The following is a 21,397-nucleotide window of genomic DNA, read 5'->3' on the forward strand; positions in this document are numbered from 1 at the left end:
CCCCCCTTTGGCCTGATCAGTTGCAGGGATTGACCGTGAAGCCGGCCCGGTATTCCGCCAGATGCTTCTCACGGTCCGAGGGCGACATGGCACGTAGCGCGTTGAGCGGCGATCCGAGCGTGTTGCCGCGCACATCGTCGAGCGTCCACATCTCCTTGTCGTCGAAGCGCAGATGCGGCTGCGGAACCAGCGTCTTGCCGTCGGAGCGGACGAAGTTCAGGTCCTTGATGGCATCGGCCAGATCCCAGCCGTCATAGAGCGTCTCCCACTCGCGCTTGCCGCTGAAGCGGCCCATCGCGGGCGTCGGACGGCCCTCATACTCGTCGGCGAAGGCGACCGTGGCAGTCCAGCGGTCGAGCTCATGGGCGAAGGTGTAGAGTTCGCCATTGATCTCGCCGACCACCATGTCCTCGCGGATCAGGCAGGGAACGAGGCAGGACCAGCAGCGGTGCGGATAGACGTAGCCGACGTCGCTGTTGAACAGCAGCACCTTCTCGCCCTTGTGGCTGAGCTTGGCGTACCATTTCCAGAAGTCGCCGAATTCGGCGTACCAGCCCGGATATTTGTGCTCGAACCACTCGAAGTCCTTGTCGGTCTGGGCTTCGATGCGCCAGAAATTGACCGGCCAGCCGACCGCGAAGAACTGCCCGACCTTGTGGACGTAGTTCTTTTTGGTGATGCGTTCCCAGGCTGCCTGGACGTCGTCGTGATGGACTTTGATGCCGTATTTCTCGAGCGGCAGCATGTAGGTGCGGTAGTAGTCCTCATAGATCCAGCGGTGCCACATTTCCGCGTAAGACTCCTTGTTCTTGTCGCGGTTGGTGGTGCCGTATTCGATGAAGGTGCCGATGGCGGCATCGACGATCGCGTGGTTCTGCCAGAAGGCGTAGCGCAGGTCGCGCTCGAGCAAGAGATGGTTCTCCGGCTCCTTGAGCGCCGCCATCAGCAGCGAGTGGCCGTTGCCGATATGCCGGCTCTCGTCCGATTGCACCGACAGGAAGACGGTCGGAAGCGCGTAGTCACCGTTGCGGGCGGCCTCCGAAGGCATGGCGACGAACAGCGTGTTGGTGAAGGCGGTTTCGGCCACCACGGTCAGGTACATGCAGGCGGCGGTCATCGTGTCGCCAGTGATGAAGCCCTCGGCGAACTGTCGGCCGATGGTGGTGGCGTAGCACTTTCCGAAGGCTTCCTCGGTGATGTCGAAGCCGGCCGGATCGATGTAGTTCTCCATGTACCATTTCTTCAGGTTCATCTGGATCGTCGAGTGACGGAACTCGTCGATCATCTGCATGGTGAAGCCGGTCCGGAGTTCCTCGCCAGGTGCGATGCGGGCGACCATCGCCATCGAGCGGGCGGCGGAGATTTCCGGGAACGGAATGATGGCCAGGAAGAGCTTCATCCACTCGACCCAGCGCGGTTCGACGTTGCGGAACATGTCGCCGCGCAAGGCCGCATCGAGCGCGCCATAGACGCGGTTGTCCTTCTCTTCCTGCATCGGGAAGTAGGACCGCAAAACCTGCTTCATTGGATCGCGCGGCGTCTTGTTGATCTTGTAGTCGGTCGGAAATGTCATCGCTTCCTGCACGTAGGAAGGATTCCAGCCGAGATCGGCAATCTTCTTGGTCGCCTCGCCGACGGAAATTCCGCGTTGCGAGGTAATCTTGTTGAGCGTCAGAGACGTCATGGTCATAAGCCTCCACCAGGTTTGAGCCGCGGGTCCCTTGACCCCGGCATGAAGCGGCACAAAGCACCGCCAGTGAGAGTGCGAGCGGCATGACAAAGGGTTGCGCATCAAGGCGCGACTCATGGTCCGGCCATTCAAGTGGATCGCGGCAAAGGTTTTCGAGGCGTTTTGGCAGAGACCCCGCGGCGCCAACCGCAATTGCGATGGGCGTATCGAAGCGGAATTTGTCCCTGCTTCCTCCGTTCCTTCGTTCTTTTGGCACCGCGCCAAGCGCGATGGGCTTCTTGTGAAAATGAACAATGCAAGCGTCGTGCCAGTTTGAAAACGAAGTCCGCGGTTAACGCTTAAAACAAGATCGCCATCTTTTCGGCGCATGAGTGGACAACAAACTGTAACGTTATTTTACAGATGTAACTTACGACTGTAATACTATCTATCCGTTCGCAACTGCAACATATCTAGTTAGCAGTCGCAACAAATACCAAATTTCTCAAGCCATCTATTTAATTATTCGTCTTTCTCTACTATTTGAAGCGCGGCCCATGGGCGGGCCTGGCGCTGGAGAAAGACCATGCCGAACGATAAGGATAGGAGCGGGCCACCCCGGCCAATGTCCAGCCATGCCGACGGCGTCACCGGCGATCTTGTCAAGCTGATGCCCCGCGATCTGGTCTTTGTCATGCGCTTCATGGGCGAAAGCCAGCACCGCCTGCAGAGCCATTTCCAGGACTTCATCCGGGCCGAGCTTGCCGCCGGCGGCGTCACCACGGAGACGCATCCGATGATCCATCTGTTCATCGAAAACCATGCGATCCTGCTGCGCGACTTCGTGTTTTCCGGCGTTTCGCTGACACGCCAGTTCCGCGTCGACGAGATCGAGCGCCTGACCGGCGACACGACATCGATGATCCGCGTCGACATCTGGGATCAGCTCAAGAGCCACATCGAGACGGCCGAAAAACAGTTCCATTCGCAGGCCGGCACGTTGCCAAAATTGCTGTCGGCTTTCGAAAAACCGCAGGGATTTTTGGGGAGCGAAAAATGACCGGAGGATCCGACAGGCGTGACGCGCTGCTTGCTCGCCGGCTCGATCTCGTCGCCAGCGTCTCCGCCCTCACCGCCGAAGCGCTGCGGCTCAATCAGAAACGCGCCGGCATCGAAATGGACGTGCTGCGCCTGGAGTTGGAAATCGGCAGAAGCGGCGCCAATGCACAACTGGTGCAGGATTTGCATGAAGCAGAGCGAAGCGGTGCGGCGATCATGCAGGCATGCATGGCTTGCGAGGATCGCATCGTCGCGGCGGAAGGCGACATCGAGGACGTTGATCGCAGGCTTGCCGCAACGGCGAACGAGGACTGATGGGAGAGATAGCATGAACCAGCAGACGATGCAGAACCTGACCTTGTTCGATCTTTTGGCCCGCAGTTGGCAGCGACCGTCGGCGATCGCCGATCTGCGCTTTAGCGCCGACGGTTTGGCTGTCGCCTTTACCTCCGTCGACGGAACCGTCGCCATTGCCGCGGTCGCCGATCACGAGCCGCCGGAGTCGCGGATCAGGGTGAGCAATGATCTCGGCCAGACGACGATCCGCCCCAGGGAAAAGCCACCGGTGCCATTGATCGCCACGGCGGCATTCGGAGATGGCGACGTCCCGCTCTGCGCCCATGCGCATTCCGGCTTTCTCGTCGGCGCGGCCAGCGGCGAAGCGTTGCATCTGACCGCCGGCGGTGAAGTCGCGGAACCCCTGGTCAGGATCGACGGGCCGATCATTGCCATCGATTACAGCGCCCGGGCGACGCTGACAGCCGCCGGCAACGGAAAAGATGTCTTCCTATCGAGTGGCCAGGGCGATGCGGTGAAGCTGAAACATGCCACGACATCGTCCATGGACGCCCTTGCGTTCTCACCTGACGGGAGACGCCTCGCCTGCGGCCTTGATGAGGGGCTGTCGATCTGGTCGGTCGAAGGCGACGCTGCCTTGATACGAGACATTTCTCTTTCATCGCGCCCGGTGTCGATCCGCTGGAGCGGCGACGGGAGTTGGTTGGCCTGCGGGCTGGAGACCGGCGGCTTTGCGCTGATCAGCCTGGCCGATGGCCGAGCCGATATCGTCGCGGGATTTCCATCGCCCGTTCGGACAGTGTGCTGGAGCCCGTCGACAAATGCGCTGTTTGCCTCGGGCGCGTTCCGGATCGCCGGCTGGTCGATGACCGCCCCGCCATTTGGCGGCGAAACCTCGGGCGCACTGGAGACGGGTCGCGCCGGGCTGGTTCTGGTCGAAACAGTGGCGGCGCACCCCGAGAAGAAGCTGATTGCCGCGGGTTACGCCAACGGCCGTATCATCGTCGCCCAGATCGGGTCACGCGACGAACTTCTCGTCAGGCCCTTGGGCAGCGCTGTCACCGCTCTCGCCTGGTCCGGCGACGGGCGGCATCTGGCGATAGGATCTGTCGACGGCACCGCCGCGATCGCCACCTTTCCCGCACAGATGTTCAAATAGCGGACACAGTCCGTATGAAACAGGAGGATGAGATGCAGACCGAACTTACGGCCGAAGACGAGAGCAAGGACGAATTTTTCGAACGGCTGGCCAAACTGTCGGAAGAGATGGTGGCCAGGCATGGCAAGGATTTCAGCATGGGCGCGCTGGTGCTCGCCGCCCGCTGGATCGCCGAAAACCGCGTTGGCAAGCTGAAGACCAATTAATGCATGTCGCCCAAAAGTGGCCCCGGTTTTGGGACAACGACATGCATAAAAGCAAAGACCTAAAACGTGTCGCATGAATCCGTTTCGACGCGACGCGCTTTAGACCAACGAGACTGTCCGTTCCTGCGCTGCTCGCGAATTCCGCGCTTTCACAGGCTATCGATAGGACCGGTCGGGCCACAATTCGAGCGGTTGGATTTGGATGCTTCTTTGATTATTGCCTGATAAACACGCCCGTATAGGTCTGGCCGGCGAGCATATAGGTTGCGGCCAGGGTTCCGTCGGGCAGCATCATGAGACTGACGTCCGCACCATTCGGAAGGCGCCCAAGCTTCAACGTAGTCCCTACAATTTTTCCTGCTCCGGCGGCCTCTCCCGGATTGTTATCGCCCACAATTCCCCACGCAAAGGTGACCGTCACTTTGCCGTTCGGAGAAATCGTCTGCACAGCGACTTTGGCTTCAGACGTCCCCTCCAATCGTCCAGCCCACATGCCCGAAAATGCGGCGTACTTTGCTGGAACGCCCTTCGCAGGGGGAGTGATCGTCACGGATTGATCCATGATTGCCGAGCCAGGAGAAACTGCGGCGGGATCCAAGGCAGCAGGAACAGCAACAGGATTTGACGCAGGTTCGAGAGCGGCCGATTGCGGCGCTTCAGGAGCCGATTGACACGCAGCCAGGGCAAGTGCCGCGAAGCCCAGCATCGTGTTCCGCATCATATTCTCCCCCTCGTCCGCAAGCTGTCGGTGGCCAGCAGACCCGCCCAATTGCAGGTCATTCTATGCCACCGCCCTATGCATTGCGTATAGCACTTTACTTCAGCACCTGACCGCGTTTCAGATCGGTCAATCTGTTTAGGAAGGAGTCCGAAGCCGAGAGCATCGAGGTGTGGGTGGGACGGAGGCCCGCCGAGTGTTTGTTATTGCCCGCAGCCCCCTACTCCCACTCGGTTGTTTCAACCCATGATAACCGCCTGATTTTGAAAGGCAATTCATTTTCACTCGACACGGATACCGTCGAACCGCCTTTCAGGTCGTCTGCTGTGCTCGAGGAACGGGCGCGCCAGGTTCGATAAGCCCCTCTCGCTTGAGATCGGCCCACAGAGCCGGCGGAATATCCTCGCTGAGGTAGGCCAGGTTCTGTTTCAGTTCCTCGACCGATCGCGCGCCCGGAATGACACTCGACACAAGGGGGTGGCCAAGCGGAAACTGAAGGGCGGCAGCCGGCAGCGACACCTTGTGAAGAGCGCAGATCGCCTCGATGCGGCGGACGCGCTCAAGCACCGGCTCCGGTGCCAGCCTGGTGTTGAAGGTTGCGCCCTTGACGGCGCCCGTGGCCAGGATGCCGGAATTGTAGGGTCCGCCAATGATGATCCTGGTGCCGCGTTGCTCGCACAGCGGCAGCAAGGTCGCCAGCGGCTCCTGCTCGAGCAAGGTGTAGCGGCCGGCCAGCAGGAAATAGTCGAACGCACCCGCCACGACGAAGTCGGACAGCATCTGCCATTGGTTGATGCCGACGCCGACCGCCTTGATGACGCCTTGCGAGCGCAAGTCGTCGAGCGCCGGATAGGCGCCGTCCATGGCTTCCCGGAAGCGGCTTCTGGCATAGGGATCCTCGCCGGGGCCGAAATGAATGGCTTCGTCCGGATCATGGATCGAGACCATGTCGACATAGTCGGTGTCGAGGCGCTTCAGCGTTCCCTCGAGCGAGCGCATCACGGCATCGCGCGAATAGTCGAACTCGGCTCGGAAGGAACCGGGCTGGTCCCACAGCGCCGGCTGAAGGTCCTCAGGCGGGATCGGCACGAGGTCGTAGCCGATCTTCGACGAGATGACGATGTCGGCGCGCGGCAGCGACTTGATCGCCAGCCCAAGCCGGGTCTCGCTGACGCCGAAGCCATAGACCGGCGCGGTGTCGAAATAGCGGATGCCGTTGTCATAGGCCGCGTGCACCGTCTTGACCGCGGCGTCGGTGTCGACGGCGCGGTACATGTTGCCCAGCCCGGTGCCGCCGAGCCCGATCGTCGTCACCCTCAGACCGTTCTTCGCGACAGCCCTGAATTCGATTTCAGCCATTCTCTCTTCCTGTGATCCCTGCTGTTTTTCGTGCCGGCCAAGCGGCAGCCTTCCCGCACCGCGCTCGGGCCGCGAAAGGCCCGACGTGAACCGGTGTCGAAAAAGCATTGACACAAAAGTTGTCATATAACAATGTAACCAGACGACAAATGTGGGCAAGCCCGCAAAACGACGAGGGAGGAACCAAGTGGACGACGAAACGAAAAATCAGATGGGGATGGTGAATGCCGCCATCAGCCGGCGCAGTGCTTTCGCACTGGCCGGAAAACTCGGTCTCGGTGCCGCCGGCCTTGCCAGCGGACTGGCAGGTGCAGGTCTTGCCGGCGGTATCAACGCTGCGAAAGCCGCGGATTCATCGACCGGACTGCCGAAGAAGCCCTACAAGTTCCACTTCGTCTGCCACGTGACGCTCGACCAGTTCTTCACACCGACCGTCTATGGCATCCAGGACGCCTGCGCCGCCTTTGGGTGCAGCTACCAGTGGACGGGTTCGCAGAAGAACGTCGTCTCCGAGATGGTTAGCGCCATGCAGACCGCGATCGCGCAGAAATCGGACGGCATTGCCGTCTGCCTGGTCGATCCGACCGCCTTCGACGCCGCCACCGACATGGCCGCCCAGGCCGGCATCCCGGTCGTCGCCTTCAACGCCGACGTGCCGGTCGGCAGCCCCAACAAGCGGCTGTCCTATGTCGGCCAGCCGCTCTACCAGTCCGGCTACAACTCGGCGCTGAAGTGGCTGAAGCTGATCCCCAAGGGCGGCCACGTCATGCTGTCGATCGGCGTGCCCGGCTCGCTCAACACGCAGCCGCGCCTCGATGGCTACATCCAGGCGATCAAGGGCAGCGGCAGCGGCGTCACTTACGATGTCGTCAACACCGGCCCGGATCCGGCAACGGAAATCTCGCGCGTCGAAAGCTACTATCTCAGCCACAAGGACGTGAAGGGCATGTTCGGCACCGGTGGTTCCGACACCTATGCCTGCGGCTTCATCTCCAACAAATACGGCCTGGTGAAAGCCGGCGGCGCCGTTGCCGGCTTCGACCTGTTCCCGCAGACGCTGGACTTCATCAAATCCGGCGACGTCAACTTCACCACCGACCAGCAGGCCTATCTGCAGGGCTTCCTGCCGGTGCAGCAGATGTATCTCTACAAGCTCTCCGGCGGTCTTGTCGGTCCGGCCAACAGCGACACCAGCCAGGCCTATGTGACCAAGGACAATGTCGACGCCTATGTCGGCAAGTCCCGTTTCGAAGGCCGCAGCGACGTCGAGCCGACCTGACACTGTTCAGCCAAGCGAAACGCCTGCCCTCGCCACGTCATTGTCCGATGGCGCGGCGAGGGTGCCGGCTGCGCCCATGCAATCGGCTCGCCCGGCGCCGATCCGTCTCTTCGCCCAGAATTCGAAATCAGGAAGACAAGAGTGCCGCCAATCGAACCCTTAAAAGCCGGGAAGAACGCCGTTGGCGTCAAGGCGCCGCACACGATGACGGAAAGGCTGCTCATCCTGCTTTCCCGTTATCGCGAGGCCAGCATCGCCGTCGTCGCCATCGTCCTGGTCATCTATTTCCAGGTCGGCAGCGATGGCGGGTTCCTGTCGCCGCAATTCATGAGCGTCGTGCTGCGCGACACCGGCCGGCTTGGCCTGATCGCCGCCGCCGAAGTCATGCTGATGATCACCGGCGAGATCGACCTTTCACTGAGCGCCATCTTTTCGATCGCGCCCTATGTCATGGCGCTGATGTCGGTCACCTGGGGCGTGCCGCTGGCCGTCGGCGCCGTGATCGGTGTGTTGATCGGCGTGCTGGTCGGCGCCATCAACGGCATCATCACGGTGCGTTTCCGTGTGCCCTCGCTGATCACCACGGTCGGCATGCTGTTCTTCCTGCAAGGCATCGTCGTCTCGATCTACAACAGCCAGCCGATCGTGGCGCCGGTTGAACAGCCGTTCAACGCGATCTTCGGGCAGAGCCTCTACCAACCGTCGGATGCTCTGTTGTCCTGGCATGGCGTGACGGCGTTCACGCCGTTCCTGTGGACGGTGCTGATCGTGCTGGCGCTGGCGCTGGCGCTGAACCGCACCACCTTCGGCCTGCACACGATCGCGACGGGAAGCAACATCATCGGCGCCCGCGAGATTGGTGTGCGCGCCGACCGGATGAAGATCTACAATTTCATGATCGCCGGCGGCTGCGCAGCGTTCGCCGGCATCATCAACACGGCCCAGTTCACCTCCGCCGACCCGCAGGCCGGCAGCCCGTTTCTCACCTTGCAGGCGATTGCGGCGGCGGTCATCGGCGGCACGTCGCTGCTAGGTGGCTCCGGCACCGTCATCGGCGCGCTGATCGGCGCGTTCGTGGTCGCCTCGCTCAACAACGGCCTGGTGATGATCGGCGCCCAGGCCACCGTTTCCGACATCTATCTGGGCGCTGCCATCATCGCGGCGATGATCCTGAGCATCCAGGTCGACCGGCTGCGCACAAGGAGGCGCCTATGAACACGCAGACCATTCCGCCGCTCGCGGCCGACGCGCCCGTCGTGCTGGAAATGTCAAACATCTCCAAGAGTTTCGGCGCCGTCACAGCACTTGTCGACGTCTCGATCAAGCTGCGCCGGGGCGAGGTTCTGGCGCTGGTCGGCGACAATGGGGCGGGCAAGTCGACGCTGATCAAGATCCTGTCAGGCTTTCACCAGCCCGACACCGGCACGATCGTCTCGCAAGGCAAGGAGGTTCGTTTCGCCTCGCCGCGCGATGCCCGCGCCCAAGGCATCGAGACCGTCTACCAGGACCTGGCGCTGATCGGCGACCTCAGCGTCTTCCACAACATGTTCCTCGGCCGCGAATACCACAAGCGCATCCTGGGGCTGAACCTGCTCGACAACAGGAAGATGCGCGAACAGGCGCAAATCTACCTGGACACGCTGGGCATCTCGATCCCCAGCGTCAACAGCACGGTCGACCTCCTCTCGGGCGGGCAGCGCCAGTGCATCGCCGTTGCCCGCTCGATCTATTCGTCGCCCAAGATCCTGGTCCTCGACGAGCCGCTGGCGGCACTCGGCGTGCGCGAAAGCGCGCATGTGCTGGGCCTGATCCAGAACCTGCGCCAGCAGCGCCAGGTCTCGGTGATCCTGATCGTGCACAACTACAATCAGATCTTCGAAGTCTGCGACCGCATCAACTTCCTGCATTCGGGCGAGGTCGCGCTGGACGCGTCCACGGCCGACACGAGCGAGGAGGAATTGATCCGCATCGTCAAGTCGGGCCTCGGCCGCAAGGCGATCGACGCCGCCGCGGCCGAAGTCCGGCCGGGCATCGTATGAGCCTGCCAAACACCACGGCTGCAAAAATCCCCGCCGGCCCGACCATCCATTTGCCGGCCCCATACACGGAGTATTCGTCTTGACGTTCTCACCCACCGAGCTGACCAAATCCCTTGGCCGCGGGCTCTTGTCCTTTCCGCTGACCTTTTTCGACGATGCCGGCGCGTTCAACGAAGCAGGCTATCGCGCCCATGTCGCGCAACAAGGCGCTGCCGGAGCAAGCGGGCTTTTCGCCGCCGGCGGCACGGGCGAGTTCTTTTCGCTGACGCTCGAGGAGTACAAGCGCGTCGTGCGGGCAGCGTCGGATGAAGTTCCCGATCACCTGCCGCTGCTGGCCGGCGTAGGCTACGGCACGCATATGGCGGTCGAGTTCGCCAAGGCCGCCGAGGCCAATGGCGCCGACGGCCTGCTGGTGCTGCCGCCCTATTTGGTCAAGTCCGAACAGGAAGGCCTGCGCCGGCATCTGACGGCCATCTGCCGCTCGGTCGGCATCGGCGTGATCGCCTACAACAGGGACAATGCGGTGCTGACGCCCGAAACCCTCGACCGGTTGGCGCAGGACTGCCCGAACCTGATCGGCCTCAAGGACGGCGTCGGCGACATCGAGCTACTCACCGCCTTGCGCTACCGCATGGACGACCGCCTGATCTTCATCGGCGGCATGCCGACGGCCGAAGTCCATGCCAGTGCCGCCGCGGCAATAGGTATGACGACCTATTCGTCGGCGATCTACAATTTCGCGCCCGAGATGGCGCTGCGTTTCTTCAACGCGCTGCGGGCCGGGCGCACGGCGGAAGTCGGCGACATCATCCGCAGCTTCTTCCTGCCTTATCTCGCCATCCGCAACCGGCGCGCCGGCTATGCCGTCTCGATCGTCAAGGCCGGCGCCCGCATCGCCGGGATCGACTGCGGGCCGGTCCGGTCACCGCTTCTCGACCTCACAGTGGATGAGGAGCGGCAGCTCGCGGCTCTCATGCAGTCCTGCCGCATGCCGGTTGGAGAGCTGGCGTGAGATCGGATGGGCTGCCGGGACGGATCGAAGGTCAGGTTTGACGCCGTGCTACGGTCTGGCCGAACCGTCGACCATGCGGCGATAGCGCTCGCGGCCCGCCTCGAGATGTTCGCGCAAGGTGAAGCGGGCGGCTTCGACATTCTGCCGCTCGATGGCCTGATAGATGCGTCGATGCTCCATCTGCACCTGCTCCAGATAGAGCCGCCGCTGCTCCGGCGTCTCGGTCCGCGGGCGGATCGACTGACGCGGAATGATGACCGGTCCGAGAAAATGCATGAAGCGCTCGAAATAGGGATTGCCGGTTGCCGAGGCGATCGCCCGGTGAAAGGCAAAATCCGGTTCGATGGCGCTGTCGCCGGCCGCGATCGACGCATCGATGGCATCGAGGCAATCGCGCATGCGGGCAAGATCGTCGTCGCTGCGCTTCTCGGCGGCGATGCCGGCCGCTTCGAGTTCCACCGCGAGCCGCAGTTGCAGCACGTTCTGGACTTCCGTCAGCGAGTGAAGTTCGTCGGAGACGATACGAAAGGTCGTGTTGGCCTCGTGGTCGGCGACGAACACGCCCGAACCCTGGCGGCTGACGACCAGCCCTTCCGAACGCAGCGAAGCCATGGCCTCGCGGATCACCGTGCGGCTGACACCGAATTGCGCGATCAGTTCCTGCTCGGTCGGCAGTTTCTCGCCACTGGTCAGATGGCCGGCGCGTATTTCGCGCGCAAACCAGTCGGCCACCTGCGCCGTGCGGCTGATCTGAGGGGGAAGGCCAAAGGAACGTTTCATCGCCACCAAGCAATAAACGAACCGCTGTTCTTGGCAACCCATTATTTATATGGTGATATGATGACATTCACGGGGCGCTTGAGGCGCGCAATCTCCGTTCGCCTTGCCAGGCCGGCGCGAACATGTCTCCCGGTTTCCTTACCATGAAAGGACAGGGATTGGCTCTCTCCGACAAACCGGTGCTGTTGACCGGGGCATCCGGTACGATTGGACGCCTGCTCTCAGTCAGGCTGGCGGCGCTCGGCTGGACCTTGCGGCTCACCGATGTCGTGCCCCTGCCGATCGAGCTGCCGCACAACGCAAGCTTCGACATTGTCGATCTCGAAAACCAGCAGGCGGTGAACGATCTCGCGCGGGGATGCGGCCTAATCCTTCATTTCGGCGGCGTTTCCACCGAACAATCCTTCGAGACGGTGCTCGGGCCAAATCTGCGCGGCAGCTTCCACATCTACGAGGCGGCGCGCAGCCAGAAGGCGCGCGTGATTTTTCCTTCTTCGGTGCACGCGGTCGGCCTCTACGAGCGGACAGAGATCCTCGACCAGGACTGCCTGCTGCGCCCGGACGGCTATTACGGCCTGTCGAAGGCCTATGGCGAAATGCTGGCGCGGCTGTATTGGGACAAGCATGCGGTCGAAAGCGTGCTGATCCGCATCGGCTCGGTGCTGCCGGAGGTTCCGGACGAAAGGATCCTGTCGACCTGGATATCGCATGACGATTTTATCAGCCTGATCGAGCGCTGCGCCGAGGCCGAGCACGTCGGCTGCTCGGTGATCTGGGGGCAGTCCAACAACAGCCGCGGTTTCTGGCGGCACGATGCCAGGCACAAGATCGGCTGGGCGCCTCTGGACAGTTCCGACAGCCAGGCCGAGCGCGTCCGTGGCAAGGTGACGGACAACCCGGTCGTGGAGCGATACCAGGGCGGCAAGTTCATCGTCGTTGACTACAGCCGCGCCGACTTCCCGCCGCGCTCCATGTTCCCGGACGATTAAGCTCTATCTCTTTGTTTTGACGCAATTCCGGACGGAAAACCGTTTCACACTTTTCCTGGAATTGCTCTACGCCGGCAACGGACTCCGCCCCACGATCATGTCGGCTGCCTTTTCGGCGATCATGATGACGGCGGCATTGGTGTTTGACGACACGATGCTTGGCATGACCGAACTGTCGCAGACACGCAGCCCCTGAAGCCCGCGCAGGCGAAGCTCGGGATCGACGACGCTTTGCGCGTCGCCGCCCATCCGGCAGGAGCCGACCGGGTGGTAGGCGCTGCGGCCATGCTCGCGGGCGAAGGCTTCGAGCGCCGCGCGTCCCTTCATTGCCGCACCCGGAAGGTGTTCCCGGCTGATGTATTTGGCGAAGGCGGGCTGAGACAGGATCTCGCGGCTGATCTCGATGCCGTCGACGGCGCGCTCCAGGTCGTAGCGTTCGGCAAACGGGTTGGGATCGATCACGGGCGAGTCGCGCAGATCCGCCGATCTGAGCGTGACGCTGCCGCGCGAACGGGGGCGGACATGGTAGGAATTCAGCGTGCAGCCATTGCCGCCGGGAACCGAGCCGATGCCTTCCTCGACGCCGGCGCCGGGCAAGAAATGGAACTGGATGTCGGGCGTCTTCTCCGCGCGGTCGCCCCACCAGAAGCCGCCGGCTTCGACGATGTTGGAGGCCACCGGTCCCTTGCCGAACAGCGCGTATTCGAGGCCGGCGACGGCCTGCCAGCGCTTCTTCTTGTAGCGGTCGATGCCGTGCGGCCCGTTGAGTTCGGCGACGACGTCGACATCCATGTGATCGTGCAGGTTCTGGCCGACGCCGGCGAGGTCGTGGATCACCTCGATGCCATGCGTGCCGAGATGGGCGGCCGGGCCGATGCCGGACAGCATCAAAAGTTTGGGCGAACCGATGGCGCCGGCGGTGACGATCACCTCGCGCTCGGCGCGCAGCAACTCGGCGCGGCCATTGACGATGATTTCGACGCCGATGGCGCGGCCATTTTCGACAACGATGCGGCTCCCCGTGGCGTCGGTGCGCAGCGTCAGGTTCTTGCGGCCAAGCGCCGGTCTGAGATAGGCGACCGCGGTGCTGCTGCGTTTCCCCTGTCGGGTCGTCGTCTGGTAGAATCCGGTGCCTTCCTGCTGGCCGGCGTTGAAGTCGGCCCTGAAGGGAAGACCCGCCTGCTGCGCCGCCTTGACGAAGACCCGGGTCAGCGGATGCGGCGCGCCGCTGGAAACGCCGAGCGGGCCATCGGTGCCGTGCTGCGGGCCGGCGAAGGTGTCGTTGCCTTCGGAGCGCCGGAAATAGGGCAGCACGTCGGCATAGCTCCAGCCGGCGCAGCCATCGTCAACAGCCCATCCGTCGTAATCCTCAGGGCAGCCGCGGGTGAACACCTGGGCGTTGATCGAGGAGCCGCCGCCGAGCACGCGCGCTTGCGGATAGACCATGGTGCGGCCGTCGATCGCCTTGCCGGGCGCCGTGTCATAGCCCCAGATCAGCGGCCCTGCCGTCATCTTGAAGAAGCCGACCGGCAGATGGATGTAGCGATCGGTGTCGGGCGGGCCGGCCTCGAGCAGGACGACGGACAGGTCCGGATCCTCGCTCAGCCGGGCGGCCAGAATGCAACCGGCCGAGCCGCCGCCGACAATGATGTAATCCGACATTCTCGCTCCCATGCATGGGCAAAATCAGCGCCCTGCCCTCCCGCGTGCGACGATCTCAAGTCGCTTGTGCCGCGTCAAGAGAAAGGGTATGGTTATCGTGTTGAAGGGTTGTCGTACAAGTAGAGGAGCTTGACAACCCGTCGATCGGAGGCCCGGCCGCGCTCCCCGCGCAAGCCGCCGGGCGGGAAACAGATTTCAACTGGGAGGTTTGATAATGAAGGACAGGACAAGTTTGACGCTTTCCGGCACGGTCAGCCGCCGGACGCTGATGATGGGCGCCACCGCTGGAATGGCGGTGCTCGCCATGCCGAGGGTTTTGCGCGCCCAGGAAAAGCCGACGCTGGTGACATCAATCCGGTCGTTGTCCAACCCCTATCACGCGGTGTGGAAGACCGGCGCCGAGGCCTACGCCAAATGGGCCGGGCTCGAACACGTCACGCTGGTTTCGGAAGGCAACAGCGAGAAAGGCATCGCCGACATCAAGGCAATGCTCGCCAAGACCGGCGGCAACATGGTGCTGAATTCCGATCCCAACGACACGCCTGATGCGCGGCCGATCGTCGAGGCCTGCGCCAAGGCCGGCGCCTATGTGGTGACGCAATGGAACAAGCCGGGGGATCTGCACCCCAAGGACTTCAACCCGAACTATGTTTCGCACATCGAGTTCGACGGCATCGAAAGCGGCAAGACCATCGCCGAGATCCTGTTCAAGACCATCGGCGGCAAGGGCGGCATCGTCGCACTCGGCGGCCTGATCTCGACCACCGCGGCGATCGAGCGCAAGAAGGGCCTCGACGCGGCACTCGCCGCCAATCCCGACATCAAGCTGCTCGACTTCCAGGTCGCCAACTGGAAATCGACCGAGGCTTTCGACCTGATGGGCAACCTGCTCACCCGCTTCGGCGACGACATCAAGGGCATCTGGGCTGCCAATGACGATATGGGCTCCGGCGCGCTCGAGGCGCTGCGTGCCGAGAACCTCGCCGGCAAGGTGCCGATCGTCGGTGTCGACGGCATCAAGACGGCGGTCGACGCCGTGCGCACCGGCGAGTTCGCCTGCACCGTCACCTCGGATCCGTTCTGGCAGGGCGGCATGGGACTGGCCATCGGCTACAACGCCAAGATCGGCAAGTTCGACCCGGTCAAGGAGCCGCCGGAGCATCGCGAATTCTACGGCAAGGCGGTGCTGATCTCGCACGACAATGTCGAGGAATATTACAAGACCAATGTCGACGCGAAACCGGAGATCGACTGGAACGATCTGTGGGGTCGGGTGACTGGAGCCATCCGGACCTGACCACCGGGGCGGGCTGCTGCTCCCTGGCGGCCCGCTCCCTTTTATCGTCGTCGTGCATTGCATCGGCGACTGTCATCAGCAGACGGGAAGCGGTTTCTTGACAATCCATACAGAACCCCTGAAGTCCGTTTCGGACATCGAGCGGACGACGCTTATGACATTTCTCCCCGGCCGCATCGCCACCGTGTTCGGTGGCAGGCGCTGGCGCAGCCTGGCGCCGCTGGCGGTGCTGATCGTGCTGTGCGTGCTGATCGCCATTGCCAATCCCAATTTCATCGAACTGCGCAATCTGGTCCGCCTCGCCAACTCTGCCGCCGTGCCGCTGACGCTGGCGATGGGGCTGACCTTCATCATCCTGATGGGCAGCATCGACCTCTCCGTCGAAGGCACCCTGTCGGTGGCGGCGATGGTGGTCGTGCTGCTCGCCGCCAATGACGGCAATGGCAATGATTATGGCTGGTGGGCGGTGCTGGCCGCCGTCGTTGCCGGCACCGCCATGGGTTTCGTCAGCGGTCTCGTCCAGACCATGCTGCGCATCCCGTCCTTCATGGCGACGCTCGGCATGTGGTTCATCGGCCTTGGCCTGTCGGTCTATATGCTCGGCGGCTCGGCGATCCGGCTCAACGACGCCTCGATCCGCGACCTGGCATTGACCCGTTTCCTTGGCCTGCCGCTGGCGGTCTGGGTTGCGACCGGGGCGTTCCTGCTCGCCGCCATCATCCAGTATCACACCAAGCTCGGCCGTCACATCCTGGCCATCGGCGGTGACGAGGACGTCGCCAAGCTCTCCGGCGTCAACGTGGTGCGCGTGCGCATCACCGCCTTCGCGCTGGCCGGTTTCTTCTTCGGCATATCAGGCGTGCTTGCCGCCGCTCAACTCGGCCAGTCGCATGCGGTCATCGGCGACGGCAGGCTGTTTGCCGCGGTCACCGCCGTCGTCGTCGGCGGCACGGCGCTGACCGGTGGCGAAGGCGGCGTCGTCAACACGCTGATCGGCGTGCTGATCGTCACCGTGCTTGCCAACGGCATGATCCTGCTCGGCATTTCGCCCTACATCCAGCAGACGGTGCAGGGGCTGATGATCATCGCCGCGGTGGCGCTGTCGCTCGACCGCGTTCGCCTCAGAATAGTCAAGTGAACGCCATGCTGAGCGCTTCCGGCATCATCAAGAACTTTCCCGGCGTCCAGGCTCTGCGGGACGTCAGCATCGAGGTCCGGCCAAACGAAGTGGTCGGGCTGATCGGCGAGAACGGCGCCGGCAAATCGACGCTGATGCGGGTGCTGGCCGGCAGCTACCGGCCGGATGGCGGCAGCCTCACCCTCGACGGCGAGCAGCTTCGCATGCGCAACCCGCGCGACGCGGCCCGGCATGGCATCGGCATGGTGTTCCAGGAGCAGTCGCTGGTGCTCAATTTGACGGTCGCCGAAAACATCTATCTCGGCGAGGAAGACCGCTTCACCCGCTTCGGCATCGTCAACTGGCGCGCCATGAACGCGGCGGCGCGCCGCCAGTTGGCCAAGATCGGCATCGATATAGACGTCACGGCGCGCACCTCCGAGCTCACCTTCGCCGCGCGCCAGATGGTGGAGCTCGCCAAGGCACTGACGCTGGAGGAAGTGGTCGAGCGACAGCTGCTCATCCTGCTCGACGAGCCGACCTCGGTGCTCAACGCCGCCGATATCGAGGTGCTGTTCGCGCGCGTGCGGTCGCTCAAATCGCGTGCCAGCTTCGTCTTCGTCTCGCACCGTCTCGACGAGGTGCTTAATATCTCCGACCGCGTCTACACCATGAAGGACGGCGCGGTCGTCGCCGAACACCGCGCCGCGCAAGTCACTGCGCCGGAGCTGCACGAGATCATGGTCGGGCGCGGGCTGCAGGCGGAGTATTACCGCGAGGCTCGTCAACAGCAGCCGCGCGAGACGGTCATGGTCGAGGCAAAAGGGCTGGGCGCGAGCGGCGCCTATCATGGCGTCGACCTCAAGATCAGGGCCGGCGAGATCGTCGGCATTGCCGGCGTCGTCGGCTCCGGCCGCGAGGAGGTCACGCGCACCATCGGCGGCTTCCTCCAGCACGACGCTGGCGAAATGAAAATCGCCGGCGACGCGGTGCGTTTCGGCTCGCCGGAACCCGCGGTGCGCAGGGGTATCGGCTATGTGCCGCGCGAGCGCAGGCTCGAGGGGCTGGTGATGTTCCTGTCCATCGCGGAGAACATTTCGCTGGCCGACCTGTCGAGCGTCATGCGCCATGGGGCGATCGACTATGGCAAGGAGCGCCGGCTCGCCGCCGACTGGATCAAGCGGCTGCGCATCAAGGCGCCCGGCCCAGACGCCGCCTGCCGCAAGCTCAGCGGCGGCAACCAGCAGAAGGTGGTGCTGGCGCGCTGGATGACGGCGGGCTCGCGCATCCTCGTGCTCGACCACCCGACGCGCGGCCTCGATGTCGGCGCCAAGGAGGAGGTCTACGAACTGGTCCGCGATCTCTCGGCGCAAGGCGTGGCGATCCTGCTGATTTCCGACACGCTGGAGGAAACCATCGGCCTGTCGCACCAGGTGCTGGTGATGCGCGACGGCGAGATCACCGCGCGTTTCGACGCCAGCCCCGGCAACAAGCCGAACCAGGTCGAACTGTTGCGGGCAATGGTATGAGAGACCGTTTGGAAACTCTACTCTGGCGGCCATCTGAAGGCGTTTTCTGCGCTTCCGGTGCTCACGGACCTATGTCCGCTGCGCTCCGGTTCTCGAAACCACCATCATATGACTCGCCAGAGCGAGTTTCGAAACAGTCTCTGAGGCAGGCCGATGAATGAAGCTTTTTCGCTGAGGCGCATCTTCGAGGGCAAATGGACGCAAGGCGCCATTCCGCTGGTCCTGCTTGTCGTCCTGCTTTTGATCATCGAGATCGCCGCACCCGGCTTTCTCACCGGCGAGACCGTGGCGCTTTTGTTTGCCAACACCGCCGTGCTGTTCATCCTGGCGACCGGCGTCACCTTCGCCATCCTGCTCGGCGGCATCGACCTGTCGATCCAGGCGGTCGCCTCGCTGGCCAGCGTCATCCTGGCGCAGTTGCTGCCCTCGCTTGGGCTGGCCGCCTTTCCGGTGGCGATCCTGTCCGGGCTCGCCTTCGGAACGTTGAGCGGCATCGTCCATGTCAAGCTGCGCGTGCCGTCCTTCGTGGCGACGCTCGCCACCGGTGGCGTGGTCACCGGCATCGCGCTGTGGGTATCCGACGGCCGCGCCATCACCATCGAGGAAGGCGGCCGCGAAAACACCGCCTGGATCAACGCCACGGTCGCTGGCCTGCCGGTGGTGGTGCTGATTTCGGCGGTCATCGGCATCGCCAGTTTTCTTGCGCTGCGCTACACGCGCTTTGGCCGCCAGGCGATTGCGGTGGGCGCCGGCGAGCCGGCCGCATGGGCGGCGGGCATCAATGTCGACCGCACCAAGATCATCGCCTTCGCCGCCTCCGGCATGCTGGCCGCCATCGCCGGCGTCGTATTGGCGGCGCGGCTGTCGAGCGGCTCGCCGGTCCTCGCCAACCAGCTGCTGCTGCCGGCCATTGCCGCCGTCATCGTCGGCGGCACCGCCATCACCGGCGGGCTGGGCGGCGTTGCGCGCACGGCGGTCGGCGCGCTGATCATCTCGATCGTGCGCATCGGCATGACCTTCGTCGGCGTCAACATTTTCCTGGAAAACATGGTGTTCGGCGCGGTGCTCATCGCCGCCGTCGCCATCACCATCGACCGCAGCAAGATCGCGGTCATCAAGTGACAGATCCATCCGCACCGCCTCCCAAGCAAGCGCGGACCGGACGGGGTCGCATCAAAGGCTCGATGCGGCCCCGCCTGACCAGGTCGCTACATCGTGTCGAGACCGATCAGCTCGATCTTGTAGCCGTCCGGGTCCTCGACGAAAGCGATGTGGGTGGTGCCATGCTGCATCGGTCCGGGCTTGCGCGGAATCTTGGCGCCGCGCTTTTCGAGCTCGGCGCAGACGGCGTAGATGTCGTTGACGCCGAGCGCCAGATGGCCAAAGCCGGTGCCGATCTCGTAGGGCTCTTCCCTGCCCCAGTTCAGCGTCAGCTCGACGACGGCCTCCTTGTCCTCCGGGCCATAGCCGACAAAGGCGTTGGTGAACTTGCCGCCGGGATAGTCGTCGCGGCGCAGCAAGGTCATGCCGAGAACCTCGGTGTAGAAGGCGATCGACTTGTCGAGGTCGAGCACCCTGATCATGGTGTGCATATAGCGAAAGCCCGGGGCGTCGCTCATTGGGAAAGTCCTCCGAATTTGCTGATTGGCTGGTCTGACCGTCCACATCAAACAGCTGGCGGGAACATGGCCTCGCTTGATGTTCTAAATCAGGGTTGTATGATAACACGACAAGCAAGGTGGTTGTCCAGTCGTTTTCCCAGAGGGTCCAGAGCCAGCTCATGAATGTCGTGCCGCCCACCTCCGCATCGCTGATAGCGGCCCTTGCCGGCGTGCTGCCGAATGGCGGATTGCTGACCGAGACGCAAGACCTCGCGCGCTACAGCCGCGATTGGTCCGGCGACCATTTCGGCCGCCCGCTGGCGGTCGCCCGTCCGGCCTCGGTCGAGGAGATGTCGGCGCTGATGCGGCACTGCCACGCGGAGCGCATTCCCGTCGTGCCGCAAGGCGGCCTGACCGGGCTCGTGGGTGCTGCGGTGGCGGCGGATGGCGGCGAAATCGTCATCTCGCTGGAGCGCATGAACCGTATCCGCTCGATCAGCCCGATCGACTTCGCCATGGTGGTCGAGGCCGGCTGCATCCTCGAGGACGCCAAGCGCGCCGCCGGAGAGAGCGACTGCCTGCTGCCGATCACCTTCGGGGCACAGGGAAGCTGCCGCATCGGCGGCAACGTCGCCACCAATGCCGGTGGTTTCAACGTGCTGCGCTACGGCATGACGCGCGACCTGGTGCTCGGCCTCGAAGTGGTGCTGGCCGATGGCCGGATCTGGAACGGGCTGAAGGTGCTGCGCAAGGACAATCGCGGCTACGACCTCAAGCAGATCTTCATCGGCTCAGAAGGCACGCTGGGCATCGTCACCGCCGCGGCGCTAAAACTCTTTCCCAAGCCGACGCAGATCGAGACCGCGCTGGTGGGCCTGCGTTCCGTCGAGGACGCGATGGCGCTTTATGCGCGGGCACGGCGCGACTGCAGCGATCTTCTGACCGCCTTCGAACTGATCCTGCGCCAGGGCATCGAAATCACCATGCGCGAGGGCGTGGATTTTCCCGATCCGCTGACCAAAGCCTATCCGGCCTATGTGCTGATCGAGGTTTCCTCCGGCGGGCTGATCGACCTGTCCGCCATGCTGCTGGGTTTTCTCGGCGGCGTCGCCGATATCGTCGAAGACGGCATCGTGGCATCGACACGGGCGCAGGCCGAGCGGCTGTGGCTCTATCGCGAAATCATGGTCGAGCGCCAGGGACGCGGCGGCCGTTATCTGCGCACCGACGTTTCGGTGCCGATCTCCAAACTTGCCGATTTCGTCACCGACGCGCTGGCGGCGCTGGAGGAAGCGCGACCGGACGCGCTGGCCGTCACCTATGGCCATGTCGGCGACGGCAACATCCATCTCAATGTGGTGCCGCCGGAAGGCATGGAACCGCAAGCGGTGGAGCATCTGTTCGAAGAGGCGGAAGCCGAGATCTTTGCCGTCGTCGACCGCTATGGCGGCTCGATCAGCGCCGAGCATGGCATCGGCCGGGTCAAGCAGAAGGCGTTCCTCGAACGGATCGATCCGGTGACGCTTGATCTGGCGGCCGGCATCAAGCAAGCCTTCGATCCGCGCCATCTTCTGAGCAATGGCCGCATTCTGGCAAGCAAGGCCAATCATGGTCTATAGGTGTGA

20 protein-coding genes are annotated in these 21,397 nt (G+C 63.3%); 14 read left to right on the plus strand and 6 right to left on the minus strand.

Annotation, left to right across the window (positions count from 1 at the left end):
• Positions 1 to 16: 16 nt before the first annotated feature.
• Positions 17 to 1,690 carry an aromatic/alkene/methane monooxygenase hydroxylase/oxygenase subunit alpha gene (locus tag B5V02_RS27365; RefSeq protein ID WP_208647141.1) on the minus strand — a complete coding sequence of 558 codons (1,674 nt, stop codon included), beginning with the start codon at positions 1,688 to 1,690 and terminating at the stop codon, positions 17 to 19.
• Positions 1,691 to 2,255: 565 nt separating this feature from the next.
• Here B5V02_RS27365 and B5V02_RS27375 point away from each other — a divergent pair.
• The 4 genes from B5V02_RS27375 to B5V02_RS40840 are packed head-to-tail and all read left to right on the plus strand — an operon-like array spanning position 2,256 to position 4,390.
• Entirely contained in the window at positions 2,256 to 2,729 is a 474-nt protein-coding gene (locus B5V02_RS27375; RefSeq protein WP_111547142.1) for a hypothetical protein, read from the plus strand.
• Entirely contained in the window at positions 2,726 to 3,043 is a 318-nt protein-coding gene (locus tag B5V02_RS40835) for a hypothetical protein (protein WP_167458682.1), read from the plus strand. Before B5V02_RS27375 ends, B5V02_RS40835 begins: the two co-directional genes overlap by 4 nt.
• Positions 3,044 to 3,056: 13 nt before the next feature.
• The gene (locus B5V02_RS27380; RefSeq protein ID WP_167458683.1) at positions 3,057 to 4,184 is read left to right on the plus strand and encodes a WD40 repeat domain-containing protein; all 1,128 of its coding nucleotides are present in this window, start codon (positions 3,057 to 3,059) and stop codon (positions 4,182 to 4,184) included.
• 32 nt (positions 4,185 to 4,216) lie between these two features.
• Positions 4,217 to 4,390 carry a hypothetical protein gene (locus B5V02_RS40840; RefSeq protein ID WP_167458684.1) on the plus strand — a complete coding sequence of 58 codons (174 nt, stop codon included), beginning with the start codon at positions 4,217 to 4,219 and terminating at the stop codon, positions 4,388 to 4,390.
• 214 nt (positions 4,391 to 4,604) lie between these two features.
• Here the strand turns inward: B5V02_RS40840 and B5V02_RS41930 are convergent, their stop codons facing one another.
• Positions 4,605 to 5,111 carry a hypothetical protein gene (locus B5V02_RS41930; RefSeq protein WP_245446213.1) on the minus strand — a complete coding sequence of 169 codons (507 nt, stop codon included), beginning with the start codon at positions 5,109 to 5,111 and terminating at the stop codon, positions 4,605 to 4,607.
• A gap of 309 nt (positions 5,112 to 5,420) precedes the next feature.
• Positions 5,421 to 6,467: an aldo/keto reductase gene (locus tag B5V02_RS27400; RefSeq protein ID WP_111547235.1), complete on the minus strand. Its 1,047-nt coding sequence runs from the start codon at positions 6,465 to 6,467 to the stop codon at positions 5,421 to 5,423.
• A 187-nt stretch (positions 6,468 to 6,654) separates the two neighbouring features.
• Between B5V02_RS27400 and B5V02_RS27405 the strand changes: the two genes are divergently transcribed.
• The 4 genes from B5V02_RS27405 (at position 6,655) to kdgD (ending at position 10,797) form a co-directional block, all read left to right on the plus strand.
• The gene (locus B5V02_RS27405; protein ID WP_111547145.1) at positions 6,655 to 7,746 is read left to right on the plus strand and encodes a sugar ABC transporter substrate-binding protein; all 1,092 of its coding nucleotides are present in this window, start codon (positions 6,655 to 6,657) and stop codon (positions 7,744 to 7,746) included.
• Positions 7,747 to 7,887: 141 nt separating this feature from the next.
• The gene (locus tag B5V02_RS27410) at positions 7,888 to 8,961 is read left to right on the plus strand and encodes an ABC transporter permease (RefSeq protein WP_111547146.1); all 1,074 of its coding nucleotides are present in this window, start codon (positions 7,888 to 7,890) and stop codon (positions 8,959 to 8,961) included.
• On the plus strand, positions 8,958 to 9,785 hold the full coding sequence (locus B5V02_RS27415) for an ATP-binding cassette domain-containing protein (RefSeq protein WP_111547147.1): 828 nt from the start codon (positions 8,958 to 8,960) through the stop codon (positions 9,783 to 9,785). The genes B5V02_RS27410 and B5V02_RS27415 overlap by 4 nt, the downstream gene beginning before the upstream one ends.
• Positions 9,786 to 9,864: 79 nt before the next feature.
• Positions 9,865 to 10,797: a 5-dehydro-4-deoxyglucarate dehydratase gene (gene kdgD, locus B5V02_RS27420; protein WP_111547148.1), complete on the plus strand. Its 933-nt coding sequence runs from the start codon at positions 9,865 to 9,867 to the stop codon at positions 10,795 to 10,797.
• A 48-nt stretch (positions 10,798 to 10,845) separates the two neighbouring features.
• On the opposite strand, the gene B5V02_RS27425 is transcribed toward kdgD, so the two are convergent.
• Positions 10,846 to 11,577, minus strand: coding sequence for a FadR/GntR family transcriptional regulator (locus tag B5V02_RS27425; RefSeq protein ID WP_111547149.1), 732 nt, complete (start codon positions 11,575 to 11,577; stop codon positions 10,846 to 10,848).
• A gap of 158 nt (positions 11,578 to 11,735) precedes the next feature.
• Between B5V02_RS27425 and B5V02_RS27430 the strand changes: the two genes are divergently transcribed.
• Positions 11,736 to 12,566 (plus strand): NAD-dependent epimerase/dehydratase family protein, encoded by an 831-nt coding sequence (locus B5V02_RS27430; RefSeq protein WP_245446216.1) that lies wholly within the window; start codon positions 11,736 to 11,738, stop codon positions 12,564 to 12,566.
• Positions 12,567 to 12,632: 66 nt separating this feature from the next.
• Here B5V02_RS27430 and B5V02_RS27435 read toward each other — a convergent pair whose 3' ends face one another.
• On the minus strand, positions 12,633 to 14,228 hold the full coding sequence (locus tag B5V02_RS27435; protein WP_111547151.1) for a GMC family oxidoreductase: 1,596 nt from the start codon (positions 14,226 to 14,228) through the stop codon (positions 12,633 to 12,635).
• A gap of 214 nt (positions 14,229 to 14,442) precedes the next feature.
• Here B5V02_RS27435 and B5V02_RS27440 point away from each other — a divergent pair, with 214 nt between their 5' ends.
• From B5V02_RS27440 to B5V02_RS27455, 4 genes are all read left to right on the plus strand, one after another.
• Positions 14,443 to 15,525, plus strand: a complete 1,083-nt coding sequence (locus B5V02_RS27440; protein ID WP_111547152.1) for a sugar ABC transporter substrate-binding protein — start codon at positions 14,443 to 14,445, stop codon at positions 15,523 to 15,525.
• 97 nt (positions 15,526 to 15,622) lie between these two features.
• On the plus strand, positions 15,623 to 16,663 hold the full coding sequence (locus B5V02_RS27445) for an ABC transporter permease (RefSeq protein WP_245446217.1): 1,041 nt from the start codon (positions 15,623 to 15,625) through the stop codon (positions 16,661 to 16,663).
• Between the two features lie 5 nt (positions 16,664 to 16,668).
• Positions 16,669 to 18,171 carry a sugar ABC transporter ATP-binding protein gene (locus B5V02_RS27450; protein WP_111547236.1) on the plus strand — a complete coding sequence of 501 codons (1,503 nt, stop codon included), beginning with the start codon at positions 16,669 to 16,671 and terminating at the stop codon, positions 18,169 to 18,171.
• Between the two features lie 153 nt (positions 18,172 to 18,324).
• Positions 18,325 to 19,293, plus strand: coding sequence for an ABC transporter permease (locus B5V02_RS27455; RefSeq protein ID WP_111547154.1), 969 nt, complete (start codon positions 18,325 to 18,327; stop codon positions 19,291 to 19,293).
• Positions 19,294 to 19,379: 86 nt separating this feature from the next.
• On the opposite strand, the gene gloA is transcribed toward B5V02_RS27455, so the two are convergent.
• Entirely contained in the window at positions 19,380 to 19,790 is a 411-nt protein-coding gene (gloA, locus tag B5V02_RS27460) for a lactoylglutathione lyase (protein WP_019856614.1), read from the minus strand.
• Positions 19,791 to 19,951: 161 nt separating this feature from the next.
• Here gloA and B5V02_RS27465 point away from each other — a divergent pair, with 161 nt between their 5' ends.
• Positions 19,952 to 21,391 carry an FAD-binding oxidoreductase gene (locus B5V02_RS27465; protein WP_111547155.1) on the plus strand — a complete coding sequence of 480 codons (1,440 nt, stop codon included), beginning with the start codon at positions 19,952 to 19,954 and terminating at the stop codon, positions 21,389 to 21,391.
• The last annotated feature ends 6 nt before the right edge of the window (positions 21,392 to 21,397 follow it).

Origin of the sequence: Mesorhizobium kowhaii (assembly GCF_003253745.1) — a bacterium.
Lineage (GTDB): Bacteria > Pseudomonadota > Alphaproteobacteria > Rhizobiales > Rhizobiaceae > Mesorhizobium > Mesorhizobium kowhaii.

Excerpts from the sequence above, each read along its gene's own strand:
- B5V02_RS27365 (WP_208647141.1), bottom strand. The coding sequence starts at position 1,690 with ATGACCATGACGTCTCTGACGCTCAACAAGATTACCTCGCAACGCGGA.
- B5V02_RS27375 (WP_111547142.1), top strand. The coding sequence starts at position 2,256 with ATGCCGAACGATAAGGATAGGAGCGGGCCACCCCGGCCAATGTCCAGC.
- B5V02_RS40835 (WP_167458682.1), top strand. The coding sequence starts at position 2,726 with ATGACCGGAGGATCCGACAGGCGTGACGCGCTGCTTGCTCGCCGGCTC.
- B5V02_RS27380 (WP_167458683.1), top strand. The coding sequence starts at position 3,057 with ATGAACCAGCAGACGATGCAGAACCTGACCTTGTTCGATCTTTTGGCC.
- B5V02_RS40840 (WP_167458684.1), top strand. The coding sequence starts at position 4,217 with ATGCAGACCGAACTTACGGCCGAAGACGAGAGCAAGGACGAATTTTTC.
- B5V02_RS41930 (WP_245446213.1), bottom strand. The coding sequence starts at position 5,111 with ATGATGCGGAACACGATGCTGGGCTTCGCGGCACTTGCCCTGGCTGCG.
- B5V02_RS27400 (WP_111547235.1), bottom strand. The coding sequence starts at position 6,467 with ATGGCTGAAATCGAATTCAGGGCTGTCGCGAAGAACGGTCTGAGGGTG.
- B5V02_RS27415 (WP_111547147.1), top strand. The coding sequence starts at position 8,958 with ATGAACACGCAGACCATTCCGCCGCTCGCGGCCGACGCGCCCGTCGTG.
- B5V02_RS27425 (WP_111547149.1), bottom strand. The coding sequence starts at position 11,577 with ATGAAACGTTCCTTTGGCCTTCCCCCTCAGATCAGCCGCACGGCGCAG.
- B5V02_RS27435 (WP_111547151.1), bottom strand. The coding sequence starts at position 14,228 with ATGTCGGATTACATCATTGTCGGCGGCGGCTCGGCCGGTTGCATTCTG.
- B5V02_RS27440 (WP_111547152.1), top strand. The coding sequence starts at position 14,443 with ATGAAGGACAGGACAAGTTTGACGCTTTCCGGCACGGTCAGCCGCCGG.
- B5V02_RS27450 (WP_111547236.1), top strand. The coding sequence starts at position 16,669 with ATGCTGAGCGCTTCCGGCATCATCAAGAACTTTCCCGGCGTCCAGGCT.
- B5V02_RS27455 (WP_111547154.1), top strand. The coding sequence starts at position 18,325 with ATGAATGAAGCTTTTTCGCTGAGGCGCATCTTCGAGGGCAAATGGACG.
- gloA (WP_019856614.1), bottom strand. The coding sequence starts at position 19,790 with ATGAGCGACGCCCCGGGCTTTCGCTATATGCACACCATGATCAGGGTG.
- B5V02_RS27465 (WP_111547155.1), top strand. The coding sequence starts at position 19,952 with ATGAATGTCGTGCCGCCCACCTCCGCATCGCTGATAGCGGCCCTTGCC.